This is a genomic window from Alishewanella maricola (assembly GCF_016343785.1).
In the GTDB taxonomy this organism is placed as follows: Bacteria; Pseudomonadota; Gammaproteobacteria; order Enterobacterales; family Alteromonadaceae; genus Alishewanella; species Alishewanella maricola.
Map to the genome: position 1 here is coordinate 24,617 of NZ_JAEINI020000008.1, position 21,424 is coordinate 46,040.

A 21,424-nucleotide genomic window follows, 5' to 3' on the forward strand; every position below is an offset into this window, starting at 1 on the left:
AGCAATGCAGTTAAAAGCCTATATGTATCACTCAAACGAAGGCGCTACTTAAACACAATGACCATTTCAGCCGCACTACAGCAACAGATCCCTTCACAAACAGGACAGGCATACCCCTGATAGGATAGCGCTTGCCAACGGTTTTCATGGATTTTAAGCAGTTCACCACCCGCTTTACTAAAGTAACGTACCGCACTGTTATGGGGTGATTCTCGCCATAGATGGGCCAAGCCAGCACGCGCACCTTGCTGTTTTAACGCTAAGCTTGATTGCTGCAGTAAGCGTTGGCCTATACCTTGACCTTGTAGTTTTGGACTTACCGCTACCGATTTAAAGTAAGCCATCGTCGAAACAGGTACCGGCCAACGTTCGCAACTACACCATTCGTCAGGCTGCCATTGTCCGGCAGCAAAGCTCAGGCGGTAACCGAGCACCTGCTGTGCGGCCAGCGCAACAAAGCTGGCATTGAGGCCTTGGCAAACCCCTTGCTGCTGCATAACAGCGAGTTTTTCGTTATCCATATAACCGGCACCATGCACCTCGTTCGCCAGTAGGGTCACTTGATCAAAGTGTTTAATCGTTAAAGGCAGAATGTCAACCGCGGTTGCAGAAAAGTTAGCAGAAGATAATTTGGACAAATTAAGCCCCTTTTGACTCAATAACATGTTTAAAAAAGCATCAGTTGCGACAAGCGACACAATAAATAAGATAGACAACAGCAACATTATTCAATATGGTTAAGAAGACGCAAAAAACAAAATGCAGCGTTAGCAGACACAATTATTACTATCCAGGAAATTTATCATGAAAAAAAGTAATTACTATCACCCGGTCAGCCGGGCAGTAAAATACGCGCTAGCATCAGGTTTAGCACTAAGCGTTTATTCAACCAACACCTTAGCACAAGACACTGCTGCTGCCGAAGCAGAAACCAAAGTGGAAAAAATTGCGGTCGTCGGTTCACGGTCTGCCCCACGCTCAATTGCTGATTCTCCAGTACCTGTGGACATTATCGGTGGTGATGAATTAATGAAGAGTGGTAGCAGCGATATGCTTAATATGCTGACATCCACTGTGCCATCATTAAATGTGCAAACAACCCCCATTAGCGATGCAGCAACACTGATCCGGCCAGTTAACCTGCGGGGTTTATCTTCTGACAGTACTTTAATTCTGTTAAATGGTAAGCGCCGTCATCGTGCCTCTGTTATTACCTTTTTAGGCGGCGGCTTAAATGATGGTGCTCAAGGCCCAGATATCTCTGTTATTCCGGGTATCGCCTTAAAGCAAGTTGAAGTGCTACGTGATGGTGCGGCTGCGCAATATGGCTCTGACGCTATCGCCGGTGTAATCAACTTTGTTCTAAAAGATGCCGATCAAGGCGGCAGTATTGAAGTGAAACAAGGTGAATACTATGAAGGTGATGGTAATTCAACTGAGATTGCTGCCAACGTTGGTATGCCTTTAACTGATGCAGGCTTTGTTAACCTAAGCATGCAATACAAAAACGTTGATGCTACGAGCCGCAGTGTTCAGCGCGCTGATGCCCAAGGTTTAATCGATGCCGGTAACCCGTTTGTCGCACCGATTGCCCAAGTTTGGGGTTCACCAGAGCTGAAAGATGATTTCACTTTCTTTGGTAATGCCGGTTTAGATTTAGGCAACGATCGTGAAGCCTACATTTTTGGTAACTATTCAGAACGTGATGTTACCGGTGGTTTCTACTATCGTAACCCACACACTCGCGGTGGTGTATTCTCTAACGACGGCGGTGAAACGCTGGAAGTAGTTGATACCACTGGCCAAGGTAACTGTAGCAATGTCTCGTTATTTGACGGTGACAACAAACTCAACCACGATCAAATCACGGCCAGAGTTGCGGCTTTACCGAGTAACTGTTTTACCTTCTTCTCAATGTTCCCTGGCGGTTTTACGCCAAATTTTGGTGGTAATATTACAGATACCTCATTAACCGCAGGTACCAAGGGTGAATTTAAAGAAGGCGTACTAGCCAATGTCTTTTACGATTTCTCTGCCTCTGTTGGTCGCAGTGAATCTAACTTTAAAATCATCAACACCGTTAACGCTTCGCTTGGCCCAGATACGCCAACCAGTTTTAATGCGGGTAAATACATCCAACTGGAAAAGAACTTTTCAGCTGACTTTGTAAAATATGTTGAAGCCGGTTTTTACAACGATGTTGTAGTTGCCAGCGGCTTACAATGGACAGAGGAAAGCTTTGAAATCGTCGCTGGTGAAGTGGCCTCTTGGGAAATTGGCCCTTATGTTAGCCAATTAACCAATGGTTCAAACGGCTTCCCGGGTTTCCAGCCTGATGATGCGGGATTAAATGATCGTCGTAACTATGCCGCTTACATTGATGTTGAAGCTGAAATTACTGAAAAGCTGTTAATGGCAACCGCATTACGTTTTGAAGATTACGATAGCTTTGGCAACACCACCAACTATAAAATTACCGGTCAATATCGTTTAACGGATGATTTGGCTGTTCGTGGTTCACACAGCACGGGTTTCCGTGCGCCAACGGTCGGACAATCGAACGTGCGTAACGTGCGTACTGCGTTAATTGGTGGCGAGCTAGTGGATATCGCTTTATTACCCCCTACTAGCCCAGTATCGTTGTTAAAAGGTGGTAAAGAGTTAACGCCAGAAGAATCAAAAAGCTTTGCTGTGGGTTTAGTCTATAGTAGCGCAAGTTTCTTTTTCACTGCTGATTTATTCCGCATTGAAGTAGACGATCGTATTGGCCAATCAGCTGAGTTTGATGTTACCGCAGCTGACCGTATTGCCTTGCAAGCGGCCGGTGTACGTGGTGTTGAATCGCTGTCGCAAATCACTTTCTTGACCAACGACTTTGATACCGTTACTACCGGCTTAGACCTGGTTGCCAATTACAGCACCAGTTTATTTGATGGTCGTTCTACGTTCAGCTTAGCTTATAACTGGACAGACACCGAAGTAAAACGCTTTACTGCCGTTACTGGTGCCTTCAAAGTATCACGCTTAGAAAATGATTTACCGAATCATCGTGCAACCTTAACCTGGAATCAACAATGGCAAGATATTGACATGTTTGTTCGTGGTAACTATTACGGTAGCTTCCAAGGCGTACATGCTGATGATCCAGGTTTAGTCGGTCAAGGCTCGGAAAAAATGACCTTCGATGTTGAAGTGGCTTACCACCTTAACGACAAGTTTTCTGTCGCCGTTGGTGCACAAAACGTGTTCGATACCGATGCTGAACGCTTACCAAGCGACTTTAGCGAAATCCTCGGCGCTCAATTTTATGAGACCTCACCGATGGGTATCAATGGTGGTTATTACTACCTAAAAGGCATCTATCGTTTTTAACGATAAGCACCGCGTTCTGTAAAGAACGCGGCTTAACCTAAAAACACCCGGCTAAAGCCGGGTGTTTTTTTATATGTGTTGTAATAAAACCTGCAACGGATGGCGCGGTTTATCTCCCACTAACCGTTTTACCTGGCTGCGACAAGAAAACCCCGTTACCAATAACTGCTCTGTGCCTAAGCGCTCGACTGGCTCACGCCAGCTGAGATCAAACAAGGCTTTGCTATTGGCTAACTGTGCCTGCTCATGGCCGTAGGTGCCAGCCATACCACAGCAACCGACACTGACGACTTTTAAAGATAAGCCGGTTTTATCAAAGATCTGCTGCCAGGTTTTTTCTGTAGCAGGCAAAGCTGTTTTTTCGGTGCAATGCGCCAGCAATGAAAACTGTGCCGGTCGACTTGCCGCAGGTAATGCCAACGGGGCTAACCACTCGTGTAACAGTTGCACATTAAAATCGCCCCGCTCGTTGCCTAATGTTTTAGCGTATTCATCCCGATACACCAACACCAAGGAGGCATCTAAACCGATTAGCGGTAACTGTAGCGCGTGTAACTGATTTAAAAAATCAGCCGCGCGTTTCGCGGTTTTAGCAAACTCGCGTAAAAAGCCCTTCACATGCTGTGGCTTGCCGTTGGGTAGAAAAGGCAATAGCACCGGTCGATACCCGAGTTTTTCGATTAAGGCTAATGCATCAGCAACCAGCTCCGCTTCATAAAAGCTGGTAAAAGGATCTTGCACCAGCAGTACCGTCTTTTGCCGCTCTGCTATTGTTAACGCCTGTAAAGCCGTTAAATCAAAGCCATAACGATTGTTTAATCGCTCGACTAAAGTGGGTACCGATAACAAAGGCGTATCGACGTAACCAATACCGTGCGCCAAAGTTTTTTGTACTAGTGAACGTTTTAAGAAGAAATTAACAAACTTAGGGGCTTTGGCAAGTATGGGGGCCATACGCTCTATATTGCCCACGATATGATCCTTAGCGGGGCGCAGATAACGGCTATGGTAGAGCTGTAAAAACCGCGAACGAAACGTTGGCACATCCACGTTAATAGGACACTGCGAAGCACACGCCTTACAAGCTAAGCAGCCATCCATCGCTTCTTTTACTTCATGCGAAAAATCGGCTTCACCTTGGCGCTGGGCCCAACTATGTTTCATCTTCTGCCACAGCGCAGTCAGGCCTTGGCTTTGCGTTAATAAGCGTTGTTCATCGGCTAATACATCGACCCCTTGTTGCTGGTTTAAACGCAACCATTCACGCATCAAACCGGCACGCCCTTTGGGGCTGTGACGACGATCTTTGGTGATCTTGCTCGACGGACACATCGGCGAGGTTTCATCGTAATTAAAGCATAGGCCGTTACCGTTACAATTTAAGCTGCTATCAAAGCTCTGGCGCACTTCAATTGGAATTTGCCGATCGAACCACGCGCGTTTTTGGCCATCTACCGAAACTAACTTATCGCCATTTTGGTAAGGCGTGCAAATTTTACCGGGGTTAATTCGATTGCGCGGATCAAAGGCCGCTTTAATTTTACGCAGTTCCGTAAACAGGGTTTCACCAAAGAAGGCTGGGCCATATTCGCTACGATAGCCTTTACCGTGCTCGCCCCACATTAAGCCGCCGTATTTAGCCGTAAGCGCTACCACCTGATCGGATATGGTGCGCAGCAAACGTTCTTGATCGGGGTCAATCAGATCAAGCGCTGGCCTGACGTGAAGTACACCGGCATCCACATGACCAAACATACCATAATGCAAACCATACTGATCCAGTAAGGCGCGAAACTCTAAAATGAAATCGGCTAAGTTCTCCGGGGGCACAGCAGTATCTTCCGCAAAAGCCAGTGGCTTTTGACTGCCTGGGGTATTACCTAATAAGCCCACGGCTTTTTTGCGCATGGTATAAATAGCATTAATGGCACTAGCATCGTAGGTGAGCTGATAACCAATAATACCGCCCTCGCCAGCGGCCATAGCGTCATCCAGCTTTGAGGTGAGCGCAGCAATTTTCTCGGTAATCTCAGCCTCATCTTCAGTATTGTATTCAACAATATTTAGGCCTTGCATATCCTTGCCTGGCACATCGGTGATCAGATCTTTTACCTGATGCCAAATGATGTCGCCTCGCGCGAGATTCAATACTTTACTATCAACGGTTTCAACTGATGTTGCTTGTGCTTCAACCAAGAATGGTGAATTACGTAGCGCACTTTCAAAGCTATCGTATTTAATGTTAAGTAAGCATTTGTACTTAGCAATCGGCGTGATATTCAGCTTGGCTTCCGTAACAAAACCTAGCGAGCCTTCCGAGCCGGTAATAATGCGCGACAGATCAAACTCCGTCATCTCATCGTTAAAGACATGCTCTAAATCATAACCGGTTAAAAAGCGATTAAGCCGTGGAAAAGTCGCTAAAATATCGCTACGTTTTTCCCGGCAAGAACGTAATACCTGCTGATAAATACGGCCAATACTGTTGGGTAATTCAGCCCGATGTTCGGCTTCGAACAACGGCATTTTATGGGTTTTTAACACATTACCGTCGATAAGCACGGTTTTTAATGCCAACACATGATCACTGGTTTTACCATAAACTAACGAGCCTTGGCCTGAGGCATCGGTGTTAATCATACCGCCAATCGTGGCTCGGTTAGAGGTAGATAAATCGGGAGCGAAGAAAAATCCATAAGGCTTTAAAAAGGCATTTAACTGATCTTTAATTACACCCGCTTGCACTCGCACCCAACGTTGTTCAACGTTAATCTCCAGTACTTGGCGCATATGACGAGATAAGTCGACGACTACTTGCTCGGTTAACGCCTGGCCATTGGTGCCGGTGCCACCGCCACGCGGGCAAAATTTGATGTGACTAAAACTAGACGTTTGGGCTAACGAGGTCATAATGACCAGATCGTCGGTGCTGCGCGGTAATAACACCGCCTGAGGTAAGGCTTGATAGATACTATTATCTGTCGCTACGGCTAAGCGACTGGCATAACTGGTTTCAATGTCGCCAGTGAAGCCGGCGTGCAACAGCGCTTTAGTGAAGGCAACAATACTGGCATCAAGCGCCAGCTCAGGATTAAGCTTGGGGATCATACATCATGGCCACTTAGACTTGTTATAGCGGCAGTATAACACTAACCGCTAAGTGGCTTTAAGCGCTAAATAGTAAAAAATAGACGTCTTTACTGCTTGATAGTAAATCAATCCTAACACTGGCAATAAATCAGTCCATATGGCCCATTTTTGCCGCCTTGGTCGCTAAATACCGATGGCTATGTGCGGTGGTTTTTACACGGTGCTGTACCCGTTCTAATACATTGACCCCGACATCTTGCAGTGCTTTTAATTTACGCGGGTTGTTGGTTAACAACCGTATTTGCGCCACCCCCAGTTGTTGAAACATCTCAGCCGCGATCCCGTATTCACGCTGATCAGGTAAGAAACCAAGAATTTCATTCGCTTCCACCGTATCTAAACCTTTATCTTGTTCAGCATAAGCACGAATTTTATTTATTAAACCAATACCCCGGCCTTCTTGGCGTAAATATAAAATGACGCCTCGCCCTTGTTCAGCAATTTTTTTCATCGCCGCTTCTAATTGCGGACCACAATCGCAACGTAAGCTAAACAAAGCATCGCCGGTTAAGCATTCTGAATGAACGCGAGCTAAAACCGGCTCAGCAGTGGTGATGTCACCCAGCGTTAACGCGACATGTTCTTTGCCATTTTCAGCTTCAAAACCATGTAACCGAAATTCAGCAAAGGGCGTAGGTAAAAGGGTTGAGGTAACAAGTTTAATGCTCATGGATCATCTCAAAGTTATAACAACGGCAGGATGCTCTTTGTTGGGGCGCAGTAACCACAATTCAAGTGACTTCAGGCTCGACAGTATACTGCTTTGCAGCCTAAGCAGATAGTGACTTACCGCCAGTTTTGCTACTGAGTGCTGACAATCGTCGGCCCTATGCAGTTCAAATTCGGTTACAATAGTGCAGCCGACATCACTACCGATGTCTTTTTTATTGATGGATATGTTGTATGCTTGGTTTTTTTGAACGTCTCACACGCCCTTTTCCAGACAGTGAACCGACCCAACCCCCTAAGGGTGTGTTGGCTTTTTGTCGCCACTATACCAAAGGCATGGAATGGCCTTTAATTGTCATGTCATTAAGCTCAGCGTTATTAGCCATCTTAGAAGTGTCTTTATTCAGCTTTATGGGGCAATTGGTGGACTGGCTGGTGACGCAAAATCCAGAAAGTTTCTTTATCGATGAGCGCGCAACCCTGATTTGGATGACATTAGTCACGGTGGTGTTGTTACCACTGTTAACGTTATTTCATTCGGCTTTAGTGCATCAAACATTGTTAGGTAATTACCCCATGGCCATTCGCTGGCAGGCACACCGCTATTTATTAAGGCAAAGCGTCAGTTTTTATCAAAATGATTTCGCTGGGCGTATTGCGACCAAGGTCATGCAAACCTCATTAGCAGTGCGAGAAACCGTGATGAAACTGTTAGATGTACTGGTGTATGTCACCGTGTATTTCTCGGCAATGTTATTTTTTGTCGCCGATGCCGATCTGCGTTTAATCATCCCGATGTTGGTGTGGCTAGGACTTTATATCGCATTGCAAATGTATTTTGTACCGCGCTTAAAGCGGGTTTCCACTGCGCAAGCAGATGCCCGCTCTGAGATGACCGGTCGTTTAGTCGACAGCTATACCAACATTAATACCATTAAGCTGTTTTCTTACACCCAGCGCGAAGAGCGCTACGCTAAAGACAGTATGGAAGTGTTCTTAAAGCCGGTGTATCAACAAATGCGCTTGGCAACCGGCTTAAGTGTGTCGGTGCAATCATTAAACTATATTTTAGTGTTTTGTATCGCAGCATTGGCGTTGTATCTATGGGCTGGCAGTGCCATTACCGTTGGCGCTATTGCCATTGCGGTCAGTTTAGCACTGCGTCTTAATGGTATGGCCCAATGGATCATGTGGGAAGTCAGCAGCTTATTTGAAAACATTGGTACCGTGGCCGATGGTATTGCTACCTTGTCACAGCCTGCACAAATTCAAGATAAGGCCAATGCTCCGAGCTTACAAGTCAGCCAAGGTGCAATTCGTTTTGATGCGGTAAGTTTTAACTATGGCAAAGATGCCAGCCAAAGCCATAAAGCGCCGGTGCTATCCGCATTAAGCTTAGAAATTAAACCCGGTGAAAAAATCGGTCTAGTCGGTCGTTCAGGTGCCGGTAAATCAACCTTAGTCAATTTACTGCTGCGCTTTTACGATGTTGAGCAAGGTCGAATTTTAATTGATGGCCAAGACATTAGCCAAGTATCGCAAGAGAGCTTACGCCGACATATTGCCATGGTCACGCAGGATACGTCGTTATTACACCGCTCGGTACGCGATAATATCAGCTACGGTAAACCGGATGCCACGGAACAAGAATTGTTGACGGCGGCTGAGCAAGCGGAAGCCAGCTTGTTTATTCAAGATCTAACGGATCAAAAAGGCAATGTGGGTTTAGATGCTCAGGTGGGCGAACGCGGTGTTAAGTTATCTGGTGGCCAGCGTCAGCGCATTGCTATTGCGCGGGTATTATTGAAAAACGCACCGGTGTTGATTTTAGATGAAGCCACTTCAGCGCTCGATTCTGAAGTGGAAGCTGCCATTCAACAAAGCTTAAATAGTTTAATGCAAAATAAAACGGTCATAGCGATTGCTCATCGCTTATCGACTATCGCGCAAATGGATCGGCTTATCGTATTAGATCAAGGGCAAATTGTTGAGCAAGGTACACATAGCGAATTAATTGCAGCCGGTGGCATCTACGCGCAGTTGTGGGCGCATCAAACCGGTGGTTTTATTTAACGGCGAAATACACGCAGGTCAGATAACAACAAACCCCGCTATTTAGCGGGGTTTGTTAATTTAACCACAGCTTAAAAGGGTATTTTATACCGTTTTAGATTGCTCAGTGTTGGCTGCGGCCTCAACTTTTGTTTTTGCCAATCTTGCTTCCCAGAAAGTGGCATTTTTAATGCCTAGTTTCACCGGGTCGAAAGTAATAGGGCCACCCGCTTTCATCTGATCTTCATAGTCTTTTAAGCACAAAATAGCCGGCTTGTGAACAAAGAAAATTAACAGAATACCCAGCACGTTAATCCACGCCATTAAACCCACACCGATATCACCAATCCCCCAGATATAACCTGCAGCATTAACGGTACCGTACGCCACCATCGCCATTAAAATGATTTTAAACACAATTAACGGCAGACGGTTATTGAATACGCGGTTAAGGTAAGCCACGTTGGTTTCAGTAATGTAGTAATACGCCAAAATGGTGGTAAAGGCGAAGAAGAATAACGCAATACCCACAAACAGCTGACCAAAATTACCAAAGACACTGTTTAAAGCCATTTGCGTAAAGGCAGCCGAGCCAATCTCAGTGTTTGCTGCCACGTTTTGTACGATAAATTGACCTGCTGGTAACTCACCAACCACATTGTACTGTTGCGTAATTAAAATCATCAAGGCGGTGGCAGTACACACAAATAAGGTATCAACATAAACCGAGAAAGCCTGCACTAAACCCTGCTGCGCAGGGTGTGCCACTTCTGCAGCTGCTGCGGCATGTGGGCCCGTACCCTGACCGGCTTCGTTTGAATAAATACCGCGTTTAACACCCCAACCTATCGCCGCACCAAAACCGGCTTGCGCTGTGAAAGCATCAGAAATAATCAGGCTGAAAATGCTGCCAACTTTATCCAAGTTTAAAAACACCACGATAAGCGCCATCACGATATAACCGAGTGCCATAAATGGCACGACGATTTGCGTAAAGTTAGCAATGCGGCGAATACCACCAAAGATGATAAAAGCTAATACCATCAAGATCACGGCTAACGCCGCTAACTTGTGGGTACCGACTTCACCAAAACTGGTGACGACCATGGCGCCATCTCCAAACACTTGAGTGACGGCATTACCCACTGCATTGGCTTGCACACCGGGTAAAAATATACCGCAACCTATGATGGCGGAAATCGCAAATAATACCCCAAGCCAACGCCAGCCCAAGCAGCGCTCAAAATAATAAGCTGGACCACCGCGATACTGGCCGTTTTCTTCTACCTTATACACCTGACCCAGCGTGGATTCGGCAAAGGCAGTGCTAGCACCTAAAAAGGCCACTACCCACATCCAAAATACGGCACCAGGCCCACCAAAACCAATGGCAGCGGCAACACCGGCGATATTGCCGACACCCACCCGACCTGACAGCGAAACCGCTAAGGCTTGAAAAGACGAAATGCCTTTTTCTGATTCTGTGTTATTGAGTAATAAACTCCACATTTCCCGAAAATGCCGCACTTGTGCGAACCGGGTTAAGATTGAATAAAATAAGCCGGCGCCTAAACACAGATAAATCAGTGCTTCGCTCCAGACATAGTTATTAATAGTATTGACCAACTCCTGCATGGAAATCCCCTGGTTGTCTTGGTTATTATTTTTAACGCGCCTTATTAATTTGCCATAAGCTGCGGCATATAGCTACGGTACAGGCTTGAAGCAAACAGATAAAATCGGCTTTTTGCCGTGAAATGACGCCATGACAACAACAATACTGCCGCAGTAAAGGCTAATCGCTGTAAAACTAATCAAAACACCATGCCAAATACTCACCATGAAAATCAGCATAAAAAAGGCACTGTTAGTAAAAACACAGTGCCTTAGTTAAGCGTTCAGGAAATTTGCCCGGGTATTAGGCTGGTTTAGCGACTTTATCAGCCAGATATAACCAAGTATCCACTACCGTATCAGGGTTTAATGACACACTTTCAATACCTTGCTCAACCAGCCAAGCGGCAAAGTCTTCGTGATCAGATGGCCCCTGGCCACAGATCCCGATGTATTTCCCCTTGGCTTTACAGGTTTGAATGGCCATTTCTAACAGCTTTTTGATGGCGGGGTTTCGCTCATCAAATAAGTGAGCGATTAGGCCACTGTCGCGATCTAAACCGAGGGTTAGTTGGGTTAAATCGTTTGAACCAATCGAGAAACCATCAAAATATTCTAAGAACGCTTCAGCCAGTAACGCATTAGACGGTAATTCACACATCATAATAATGCGCAAACCATTTTCACCGCGTTTCAGGCCATGTGCGGCCAGTAAATCAATCACACCAGACGCTTCTTCTAAGGTTCTAACAAACGGGATCATCACTTCCACGTTGGTAAAGCCCATAACATTACGCACGCGCTTTAGCGCTTCTACTTCTAGTGCAAAACAAGGCTGAAAATCTTCTGATAAATAGCGGGCGGCACCACGAAATCCAATCATCGGGTTTTCTTCATGCGGTTCATATTGCTGACCGCCCACCAGATTAGCGTATTCATTCGATTTAAAATCAGACATGCGCACAATGACTTTTTGCGGTGCAAAGGCACAAGCCAAGGTAGCGATACCCTCTGTCAGTTTGGCAACATAAAACTCAACGGGATCGGCATAACCTGCAGTAAGCTCGTCGATGCGCGCCTTAAGCTCTGGCGTTTGCTCAGCATAATGTAATAAGGCTTTAGGATGCACGCCAATCATTTTATTGATAATAAACTCTAAGCGTGCCAAACCAATACCGGCATGGGGTAAACGCGAGAAGGCAAACGCCCGCTCTGGATTACCCACATTCATCATCACTTTCAAAGCCATTTTCGGCATTTGATCAACCTGGCTGGTGATCACATTAAAATCCAGTTTATCTTGATAAACATAACCCGTATCACCTTCGGCACAAGACACAGTAACCGCCTGGCCATGGGTAATTTTTGCCGTGGCATCACCACACCCCACTACGGCAGGAATACCCAATTCACGGGCTATGATGGCCGCATGACAAGTTCGACCGCCGCGATTCGTCACAATCGCTGAAGCACGCTTCATAATTGGTTCCCAATCTGGATCGGTCATGTCAGTAACCAGCACATCGCCAGGTAAGATTTGATCCATTTGCGAAATATCGGCTAGCACCTTAGCGGTTCCCGCACCAATACGATGACCAATCGCCCGACCTTCCACCAATACAGGGCTTTGCTCAACTAACTGATAACGTTCAATGCTATTGGTGTCTTCACGACTTTTCACCGTTTCTGGGCGTGCCTGTACGATATACAATTTGCCATCGATACCATCTTTAGCCCATTCAATATCCATTGGCCGGCCATAATGCTGTTCGATAATTACCGCTTGCTCAGCTAATTGTGCCACTTCGGTATCATTTAGTGAAAAGGTGCGTTGTTGTGCAAGCGGCACATCGGTAATAGTGACTTGTTTACCGTGCCCCTGCTCTGTTGAATACACCATTTGCAGTAATTTACTGCCAAGTGAGCGTTTCACCACAGCCGGACGCTTAGCCACTAATGTAGGTTTGTGTACATAAAACTCATCGGGGTTCACTGCCCCCTGGACCACCATTTCACCTAAACCGTACGACGAGGTAATAAACACCACATCTTCAAAACCCGATTCGGTATCAATACTGAACATCACACCGGATGACGACAGATCAGAACGCACCATTCGCTGCACACCCGCCGATAACGCCACACCGCGATGGTCATAACCTTGATGCACACGATAAGAAATAGCGCGATCATTAAAGAGCGACGCAAACACATGCTTAATGGCCACAATAACGGCATCGTAACCGCGCACATTTAAAAAGGTTTCTTGTTGGCCAGCAAAAGAAGCATCTGGCATATCTTCAGCCGTGGCCGAAGAGCGCACGGCAAAAGACATATCCGCAGCGCTATCTGGGTGTAATTGTTGATAAGCAGCACGTATAGCTTGTTCTAACTCAGGCTGGAACGGCGTATCGATAACCCATTGCCGAATTTGTTTACCGGCTTGCGCTAAAGCCGCGACATCATCCACATCTAAACTGTCTAACAGTTGATAAATGCGCTCATTCACACCGCTTTGTTCTAAAAACTGGTTAAAGGCGTAAGCCGTTGTTGCGAATCCCCCTGGCACTTGTACCCCAGCCGAGGCCAAGTTACTGATCATTTCACCTAGAGAAGCATTTTTACCACCTACCCGATCGACATCATGCATGCCGAGGTCTTGATACCAAATGACAAATTCTTGCACCTTTATCTCCAATTTTTGTTGCTGAGCATGTAAGCTTACAGCAGTTGATACAACACAGTGATTTTACACCCGGCTACAGGTTAATTAAAACCTTAATTTTTATGTAAATTTATTACGAAACTTGGAGTTTTTTGTGCGCACAGCTTTTTACGTTTCAGATGGCACCGCCATCACCGCAGAAGTGTTTGGACATGCACTGTTAACGATGTTTCCGGCGGAATTTGCTCACGTGACCATCCCTTTTGTCGAAAATCCGGATCTCGCATTGCAGGTTAAAAATCGTATAAATGACTGTTATAAAACAACAGGATTAAAGCCTCTGGTATTTCACACCTTTGTAGATGAAGGTTTAAGGCAGTTGATAAGCGACAGTGACGGCGTCTGTTATGACTTTCTGAATACACTCGTTGAGCCTGTGCAAAAAGAGTTGGGTATGGCTCCGGTGCCAAAAACCCACCGGACGCATAGCATGCACGAAAAAACCTACGATTTTCGAATTGATGCTGTTAATTACGCATTGGCCAATGACGATGGTGCCAATATGAAAAACTTTAGTCATGCCGACATTATTTTGGTCGGGGTAAGTCGCTCGGGTAAAACCCCAACCAGCCTATATTTAGCCTTGCAATACGGCATTAAGGCAGCAAATTACCCTTTTGTCGAAGAAGACATGGCGAAATTGCGCTTACCTGCAGAGTTGGCAGCACATAAAGCTAAATTGTTTGGCCTGACCATTACGGCAGAACGGCTTAGTCAAATTCGACAACAGCGCCGACCTAACTCACGTTATGCTTCGGTACATCAATGTGCGTTGGAATTAAAAGAAGTAGAGCAGTTATACCTGAAAGAACAAATCCCCTTTATCAATTCCACCCAGCTATCAATTGAAGAGATCTCAGCAAAGATTATTTCGCGTACCGGCTTAAAACGGCAAAAATATTAGTGTAGCGAAGTATTACAGACTAAGCCTAACCGCGATTGGGCGCTTTTAACTACGCTAACAGGTTTCCCGCACCAATAAAAAAGCCTTAAATCGCCGTGCAATTTAAGGCTTTTACCTGTGTTGACGTGCAACCTAGCTCGCGCGGTAGCACTTAACGGTGAAGGCTATTTACGCGCCGTACTTAGCGTATCGGCAATCAAAAAGGCTAGTTCCAATACTTGATCAGCATTTAAACGCGGGTCACATTGCGTGAAATAACGTTTAGAGAGATCGTTTTCACTTAAACCATAAGCGCCACCCGTACATTCCGTCACATGCTCACCCGTCATTTCTAGGTGAATACCACCGGCATGGGTGCCTTCAGCTTTGTGCACAGCAAAGAAATTGCGAATTTCTTTTAAGATCGCTTCAAAGTCACGGGTTTTATAATCGTTGCTGGCTTTAACCGTATTGCCATGCATCGGATCAGAACTCCAGACGACCTTACGACCTTCTTGTTTCACGCGTCGCACCAAAGCGGGCAGCTTGTCGGCTAACTTATCGGCACCCATCCGGGTAATTAACGTTAAACGACCTGCGTTATTTTCTGGGTTTAACGCATCAATCAGACGAATTAAATCATCCTCTTGCATACCTGGACCAATTTTCACGCCAACCGGGTTATGAATACCTTTGAAAAAAGCTAAATGGGCATGGTCGAGTTGCCGTGTCCGTTCACCAATCCACACCATATGCGCAGAACAGTCATACCACTTACCCGTTAAGGTATCACGGCGTGTTAAGGCTTCTTCGTAATTCAGTAATAACGCTTCATGCGAAGTGTATAACTGTGTTTCCCGAATCGACGGTGAATTTTGTGCAGTAATGCCACAGGTTTCCATAAAACGCAGCGCTTCTTGGATGCGAGTAGCGACACTTTGGTAGCGCTCTTTTAGCGGATTAGATTCAACAAACCCCATATTCCAGCGACTAACCTGATGCAAGTCCGCTAAGCCACCTTGGGCAAAAGCCCGCAGCAAATTAAGCGTTGCCGCAGAATGATGATAAGCGGTAATTAAACGGTTTGGATCAGGCTGGCGCGCTTGCTCGGTAAATTCAAAACTGTTGACGATGTCACCGCGATAACTCGGTAAGGAAATGCCATTAATGGTTTCCAAATCACTGGAACGAGGTTTGGCATACTGACCCGCCATCCGCGCAACCTTAACCACTGGCAAACCACCGGCAAAGGTTAATACCACTGCCATTTGCAGTAAGACTTTAAACGTATCGCGAATTTTGGGCGCATTAAAGTCATTAAAACTTTCGGCGCAGTCGCCACCTTGCAGTAAAAAGCCATTTCCCTCAGCCACTTGGCCGAGTTGGCTATACAAATCCCGCGTTTCTTGTGCAAACACTAACGGTGGGTACTTGTGTAATTGTTGCTCTACTTGCTGCAGTAGTTGCTGATCCTGATAAGTCGGTTGCTGTTGGATCGGCAGTTGTCGCCAACTTTGTGGCGTCCAGGTGGTCACAATGAAATTCCTGTAGATAGATTAAACACCCTGCAAAGTTATAGACTTCTGGACGTAAATTCAATCATAAAAATAGACTTTTTCTGCTGTCGACATGCTAGCTGCTGCATTTACGTACAAGCGGCTAGTTTTGGTTGCCTTGCAAACGTTGCAATAAATGCTCACAACCGTCTTCAATTAATTGATAAACCAACTCAAAGCCTTTTTGACCGCCATAGTAAGGATCAGGTACTTCTGGCCATTTGTTAAAATCAGGATGGTAACTCATAAACAAGGCTAATTTATGTTGTAACTCTTCGGGGCAACGCTGTTTTAGCGAGTGCAGATTGTCGTTATCCATGGCCAGGATCAGATCGTAATCGCTAAAGTCAGTGCTTTTTACTGGTCGCGAACGGATCCCTTTAAAACTATAGCCCGATAAGGCTGCCACTTTCACCGAGCGCGGATCCGGCGGATTACCCGAATGGCTGGCGCTAGTGCCTGCAGATTCCACTTTAATCGCTAATCCAGCGGCATTAAGCTTGTGTCTGAGGATGGCATGAGCCGTTGGAGAGCGGCAAATGTTGCCTAAACATACAAATAACACTTTCTTTGTCATACTTTGCTTTTCAAAATAAGGTCTGTCGTTATATAGTTACCTTAATTGTGTAAAAGGTAAAGATTATGGAAAGGTTTTCACGTCTTGTGCTGTTAACAGACGAGACTACACCGCTGAGTACTTACCGTCATGCCAAAACAGTGGGCATAGATGTTGAACAATGCTCCGTAAATGCCTTTAGCCAATTACATCACTATAAGGGTGTTTTAGCCGGCTACCAGTTCAGCTCGGATACAACTGCTAAAAAAGGCTTCTCTGCGCGTTTATTGAGTATTAGCCGCCAAGTGCCGCTTTTTGTATTTCATGCTGAACGGCAACTCGTCGACCCTAACCGAGCTATTTTTGCCGGCTTACGCGGTGTTATCTACAGCGATGAACAAGCCGAGATGATCAAACGCGCGCTGCAAAGCATGATGGCAGGCCAACTTTATTATGCCCGTAACGTCATGTCTGATGCCTTAGATGCCCTGTTTCAACTGCGTGAACAATCTAATCGACGCATTAAATTACCTGCGCTGCTGACAGATCAAGAGCAACGGGTCAGCCGTTTGATCGCCGAAGGAGCGCGTAATAAAGAAATCGCTGAACAGCTCCAAATCAGCGCTAACACCGTAAAGGTTCACGTGTCGGCTATTTTTAAGAAGACACACAGTCGTAATCGCACAGAATTAGTGCGTTGGTTACAGGAGCCGCATGAGTAACCCCCTGCTGCACTGTTAGCCTCTATTTGCATAAACCCATCTTGCCGGAGGTCACTTGCTCGCTGAACTACATCGGGTAGAACAAAACCTGAACCGGGTTATTCTAGGTAAAGCCACACAAATCAGATTAGCCTTATGTTGCCTGTTAGCCGAGGGGCATTTATTGCTCGAAGACTTACCCGGTATGGGCAAAACCACCCTAGCCCATGCGTTAGCGAATGCCGCTGGTTTAAGTTACAAGCGGGTGCAATTTACCAATGACTTATTACCCGGCGATTTACTGGGTATCAATATTTATGATACCCGTTCAGCACAATTTTACTTTCAAGCGGGCCCGGTATTTAGCCAGGTGTTACTGGCCGATGAAATTAATCGCGCCAGCCCAAAAACCCAAAGTGCTTTACTCGAAGCCATGGAAGAGCGCCAAGTCTCGATAGATGGCGAAACGCGGCCTTTACCGAGTCCTTTTTTTGTTATCGCCACGCAAAACCCGCTGTTTCATGCCGGGACCAGTGCCTTACCCGAGTCGCAACTCGATCGTTTTTTGTTTCGGATTTCTTTAGGTTTTCCAGATAAAGTCGCTGAAAAACAGTTATTACAAGATGAATCGGCAGGCTCACGTTTGCAATTATTAACCGAACCGTTAAGCCCCGAGCAGTTGCGGCACTTGCAATTACAGGTGCCCAAGGTCGCGATTAACGATGCGGTACTTGATTACATTTTAGCGTTGGTGCATGCCAGTCGGCATAGTAACGAGTTTTTACCCTTATCACCGCGTGCTGCAAAGGCGATTGTCCGCGCCGCTAAAGCGATGGCATTTGTGCAAGGCCGCAGTTTTGTTACCGCAGATGATGTTCAGCAGATCTTCCCTTACATTGCAGAGCATCGGCTCAATCCGCAAAGCCTTGCCGGCGAACACCCGTTAAGCCAACTCTTAATACAGCGCACGCCCTGTCACTTATGATGTTTAACGCCAGTAAAGATTGGTTTAAACGTAAATTTGCGGCTTGGTTGGCCAAGCGCCAGCCTGCAGCAACAGAGGTCGAACTGACACAAAGTGTCATTTACATTCTGCCCAGTCGTTTTGGTTGGTGGTTTGTGTTTTTGATCGCCTTACTGTATCTGATGGGGACTAATTATCAAAACAACTTGATCCTATTGCTCAGTTTTATGTTGCTTAGCCTATTAATGGTGACGATGTTACTGGCATTTTTAAATATGCATCAGCTAAAACTAAGCGTAAAGCAAGATGCGCGTTGTTTTGCGCCTGAACGCGCTCAGTTACCGCTCGCGCTGATCGGTAAAAGCTGCCAGATGTTGCATATTGGCCTGCGCGGTCAACGACAACGGCAATTAGTTGAATCCTTAAGCCAGCAACACCGCTTTGTATTAGCATTACCCACACTGAGTCGGGGTTATTATCCACTCCCGCGTCTAGAGCTTAGTAGCACCTTTCCGCTGGGCTTATTTCGCTGCTGGAGCTATCCGGCGCTGACCATTGCTATTTGGGTTTATCCAGAAGCCATCGAACAAATACACGCCAATACCGAGCGACTCGCCGAGCAAGCAAGTAAACAAACTACACCCTATGCCTTACTCGAGCCGGACGACGTCAAAAGCTATCAAGCGGGTGACAGTCCCAAACGCATTTTGTGGCGTAAGCTTGCCAGCGCACCCGAGCAACCGGTGGTACGCAGTTACAGTGGTGAAGCCAGCCCATTACCGCATTGGATCAAGGTCCCGGCATTGCAAGGCGCAGCGCTGGAATCGGTTTTAAGCCATGCCTGCTTTCAATTATTAGCGTTAGAACAACAAGGCCATAGTTATGGCTTACAAACACAAAGTGTCACTTTAGCCCCGGCAAAAGGTGCACTGCACCTAGAACGCTGCCTGCAGGAGTTGGCTTTATGCTGATGGCGAACCTAGCCTTACCCCGCTACTGGGCAGTTTATGGCCTGTTATTACAAGTGCTGTTATTTTTGCTATATCAACCGGCTTTAAGTATTGCCAGTAGCTTGCTATTTGCTTTACTGCTGACCTTTCAGGCTTGGCGACTTTATCAAAACAAACCGGCACTGAGTAATCGACAAATTAACGTGTTGTTAGCTCCGCTGTTATTATTGATGCTGCTACAGGTACGGCAATTAGGTGTGCTTAATCTAATGCTGCATATTTTATTGCTCGCCGCAGTAGCGCGCAGTTTAACGGTGCAACAACGTGGCCAAGGCTTGCAATTATTATGGGTGCATTACTTTGCCATTGCCTGCTGTTTTATTTTTTACCAGCAAATGAGTATGGCAATCCTGATTTTTGCGCTGGCGCTGTTAAACCTGTATTTACAGTATCGCTTATTCGCCCCGGCTGAATCGACGCTGCAGCCAAAACGCCTAATGAGCATTTTTGCACTGAGCTTTCCGCTCTGGCTAGGCATGTTTTTATTATTTCCACGCCTGCCGCCCCTATGGCAATTACCCAATCAAAATATGGCAAGCACCGGTTTAGGCAATGAACTCGACCCCGGCAGTATTGAAAAGTTAGTGCAAAGCGATGCCTTGGCTTTTCGGGTAAGCTTTTTAAATGAGCGACCGGATAAAGCAGATTGGTATTGGCGCGCTAAAGTTTACGAAGATTTCGATGGTCGCCGTTGGCAGGTCAACGCACGCTTTGATTCGCGGCAACGCCGAGCGATGGTAACTGAATTACCCGCATTTTCTGCCGGTGCCCCGTTGGTAAAATATCAAATATTAGCAGAGAGTAGCTATCAAACAGACTTATTCAGCTTGGGCTTACCTGTTAGCTGGCAAGCCAACCTTGTGTCAAAACCTGCCGCCTTAATGGCCAGCCAAACGCCGTTGACGCAACGCATCAGCTACAGCTTACAAAGTCGTTTACAAACAGTGCCTTTAGCCTCGCCTGCGGAAAAACAGCTTAATTTGTTACAAAACAACGCAAACCCTCAAGCAAGGGCTTTTGGTGCAGCCTTAGCCACTCAATTTCCAGCACAACCCGATAAAATAGTGCAAGCACTCAGTGCGTATTTTCAACAAGAGCCGTTTTTTTACACTTTAACGCCACCCCGTCTTGGTCAAAATGCTATTGATCAATTTTTATATGAAACGCGAAGCGGCTTTTGTAGCCATTATGCCTCTGCAACTGCTGTGATCTTACGTGCCGCCGGTATTCCTGCCCGTGTAGTTGGCGGCTATCTGGGGGGCAATTGGCAAGAGAATCAGCAATACCTGCAAGTAAGGCAACGTGATGCCCATGCTTGGGTTGAATATTTAACCGCAAGCGGCTGGCAACGTTATGATCCCACCGCAGCTATCGCACCTGAGCGCATCCTTGAGGGTATTGAGCAAACACTGAGCGACAATGAACGCGCCTTACTCAGTGGCTGGCAAGATAATTGGCTGGGTCAACTGGCCTTGCAATGGTCACATCTGGATTACGTTTGGTCGGTATGGGTACTGGGTTTTAATCAACAAGATCAAGAACAGTTATGGCAACGTTTACGCCGTTGGGAATATTGGTCTGTGCTGCTGTATTCATTAGGCGCCTTAATGTTGTTAGGCGCAGCCGTTATGCTTCGGCAATTCGTTACACAACGCGCCGATCACGCTCATCAAGCATGGCGCTGGCTAACGCAAGCACTGGGCACAACTCCTGCTGCAGGCTGCACTTTATCTAGCTGGTTGACTACGCTAGCAGAACAAAATCCGGCACAACAACAAGCTTTAGAGCGATTAAGAAAATTATATGAGGCTGCGGTATTTAATGATGATGCCGCAGCACTGAGGTTACTGCGGCGGGAGCTGCGGTTACAGCGCCGCTCGTTACGGCGCTTAGCACGGTAACTTAAATTAACTTGATTCAGGCGTACCCAGAATACGTAATGCCGTTTGTAATTGTTCAGCACAATGTATCCCTAAGTCGGTGAGATAGCCACCATCAGGTTGATTAATCAACCCCTTGCTATACAACCGGCTGATGGCGGCGAGCATTTGTGGCTCAGCCATCTTATGCGCTTTGATACCTGAATTGACACTGTCGAGATTAAACATCGCTAAAACACGGATTTCATCAATTAATTCAGCGCTAAACTGCATAGTTACATCCTTATTGTTG

At 46.2% G+C, this 21,424-nt stretch carries 15 protein-coding genes; 7 read left to right on the forward strand and 8 right to left on the reverse strand.

Translation table 11 applies throughout. The features are described 5' to 3' along the window. Positions 1 to 44 precede the first annotated feature (44 nt). The gene (locus JAO78_RS12045) at positions 45 to 638 is read right to left on the reverse strand and encodes a GNAT family N-acetyltransferase (protein WP_226751608.1); all 594 of its coding nucleotides are present in this window, start codon (positions 636 to 638) and stop codon (positions 45 to 47) included. 166 nt (positions 639 to 804) lie between these two features. On the opposite strand from JAO78_RS12045, the gene JAO78_RS12050 reads away from it, so the two are divergent. Next, positions 805 to 3,372, forward strand: coding sequence for a TonB-dependent receptor plug domain-containing protein (locus JAO78_RS12050; protein ID WP_226751609.1), 2,568 nt, complete (start codon positions 805 to 807; stop codon positions 3,370 to 3,372). Positions 3,373 to 3,441: 69 nt separating this feature from the next. On the opposite strand, the gene ydiJ is transcribed toward JAO78_RS12050, so the two are convergent. Further along, complete coding sequence (gene ydiJ, locus JAO78_RS12055) at positions 3,442 to 6,480, reverse strand: D-2-hydroxyglutarate dehydrogenase YdiJ (RefSeq protein WP_226751610.1); 3,039 nt, start codon at positions 6,478 to 6,480, stop codon at positions 3,442 to 3,444. A gap of 130 nt (positions 6,481 to 6,610) precedes the next feature. Beyond that, positions 6,611 to 7,192: a GTP cyclohydrolase II gene (ribA, locus tag JAO78_RS12060; RefSeq protein ID WP_226751611.1), complete on the reverse strand. Its 582-nt coding sequence runs from the start codon at positions 7,190 to 7,192 to the stop codon at positions 6,611 to 6,613. A gap of 233 nt (positions 7,193 to 7,425) precedes the next feature. Between ribA and JAO78_RS12065 the strand changes: the two genes are divergently transcribed. Then, on the forward strand, positions 7,426 to 9,264 hold the full coding sequence (locus JAO78_RS12065) for an ABC transporter ATP-binding protein (protein WP_226751612.1): 1,839 nt from the start codon (positions 7,426 to 7,428) through the stop codon (positions 9,262 to 9,264). Between the two features lie 84 nt (positions 9,265 to 9,348). On the opposite strand, the gene JAO78_RS12070 is transcribed toward JAO78_RS12065, so the two are convergent. After that, complete coding sequence (locus JAO78_RS12070) at positions 9,349 to 10,878, reverse strand: alanine/glycine:cation symporter family protein (RefSeq protein ID WP_226751613.1); 1,530 nt, start codon at positions 10,876 to 10,878, stop codon at positions 9,349 to 9,351. A 283-nt stretch (positions 10,879 to 11,161) separates the two neighbouring features. Beyond that, on the reverse strand, positions 11,162 to 13,543 hold the full coding sequence (gene ppsA / locus JAO78_RS12075; RefSeq protein ID WP_226751614.1) for a phosphoenolpyruvate synthase: 2,382 nt from the start codon (positions 13,541 to 13,543) through the stop codon (positions 11,162 to 11,164). A gap of 133 nt (positions 13,544 to 13,676) precedes the next feature. Here ppsA and ppsR point away from each other — a divergent pair, with 133 nt between their 5' ends. Further along, positions 13,677 to 14,486: a posphoenolpyruvate synthetase regulatory kinase/phosphorylase PpsR gene (gene ppsR / locus JAO78_RS12080; RefSeq protein WP_226751615.1), complete on the forward strand. Its 810-nt coding sequence runs from the start codon at positions 13,677 to 13,679 to the stop codon at positions 14,484 to 14,486. Between the two features lie 164 nt (positions 14,487 to 14,650). Here ppsR and JAO78_RS12085 read toward each other — a convergent pair whose 3' ends face one another. Beyond that, positions 14,651 to 16,000 (reverse strand): class II 3-deoxy-7-phosphoheptulonate synthase, encoded by a 1,350-nt coding sequence (locus JAO78_RS12085; protein ID WP_226751616.1) that lies wholly within the window; start codon positions 15,998 to 16,000, stop codon positions 14,651 to 14,653. 124 nt (positions 16,001 to 16,124) lie between these two features. Then, a complete protein-coding gene (locus tag JAO78_RS12090) occupies positions 16,125 to 16,598 on the reverse strand; it encodes a low molecular weight protein-tyrosine-phosphatase (protein ID WP_226751617.1) in 474 nt (157 codons plus the stop codon). A gap of 65 nt (positions 16,599 to 16,663) precedes the next feature. On the opposite strand from JAO78_RS12090, the gene JAO78_RS12095 reads away from it, so the two are divergent. From JAO78_RS12095 to JAO78_RS12110, 4 genes are read left to right on the forward strand one after another with little or no spacing between them, the layout of a single operon-like run. Next, positions 16,664 to 17,299: a response regulator transcription factor gene (locus tag JAO78_RS12095; RefSeq protein ID WP_226751618.1), complete on the forward strand. Its 636-nt coding sequence runs from the start codon at positions 16,664 to 16,666 to the stop codon at positions 17,297 to 17,299. 55 nt (positions 17,300 to 17,354) lie between these two features. Continuing rightward, a complete protein-coding gene (locus tag JAO78_RS12100) occupies positions 17,355 to 18,263 on the forward strand; it encodes an AAA family ATPase (protein WP_226751619.1) in 909 nt (302 codons plus the stop codon). Next, positions 18,260 to 19,213, forward strand: coding sequence for a DUF58 domain-containing protein (locus JAO78_RS12105; RefSeq protein ID WP_226751620.1), 954 nt, complete (start codon positions 18,260 to 18,262; stop codon positions 19,211 to 19,213). Before JAO78_RS12100 ends, JAO78_RS12105 begins: the two co-directional genes overlap by 4 nt. After that, on the forward strand, positions 19,207 to 21,153 hold the full coding sequence (locus JAO78_RS12110) for a transglutaminase TgpA family protein (protein ID WP_226751621.1): 1,947 nt from the start codon (positions 19,207 to 19,209) through the stop codon (positions 21,151 to 21,153). Before JAO78_RS12105 ends, JAO78_RS12110 begins: the two co-directional genes overlap by 7 nt. 6 nt (positions 21,154 to 21,159) lie before the next feature. On the opposite strand, the gene JAO78_RS12115 is transcribed toward JAO78_RS12110, so the two are convergent. Continuing rightward, positions 21,160 to 21,405, reverse strand: coding sequence for a TIGR02647 family protein (locus tag JAO78_RS12115; protein WP_226751622.1), 246 nt, complete (start codon positions 21,403 to 21,405; stop codon positions 21,160 to 21,162). Positions 21,406 to 21,424 lie beyond the last annotated feature (19 nt).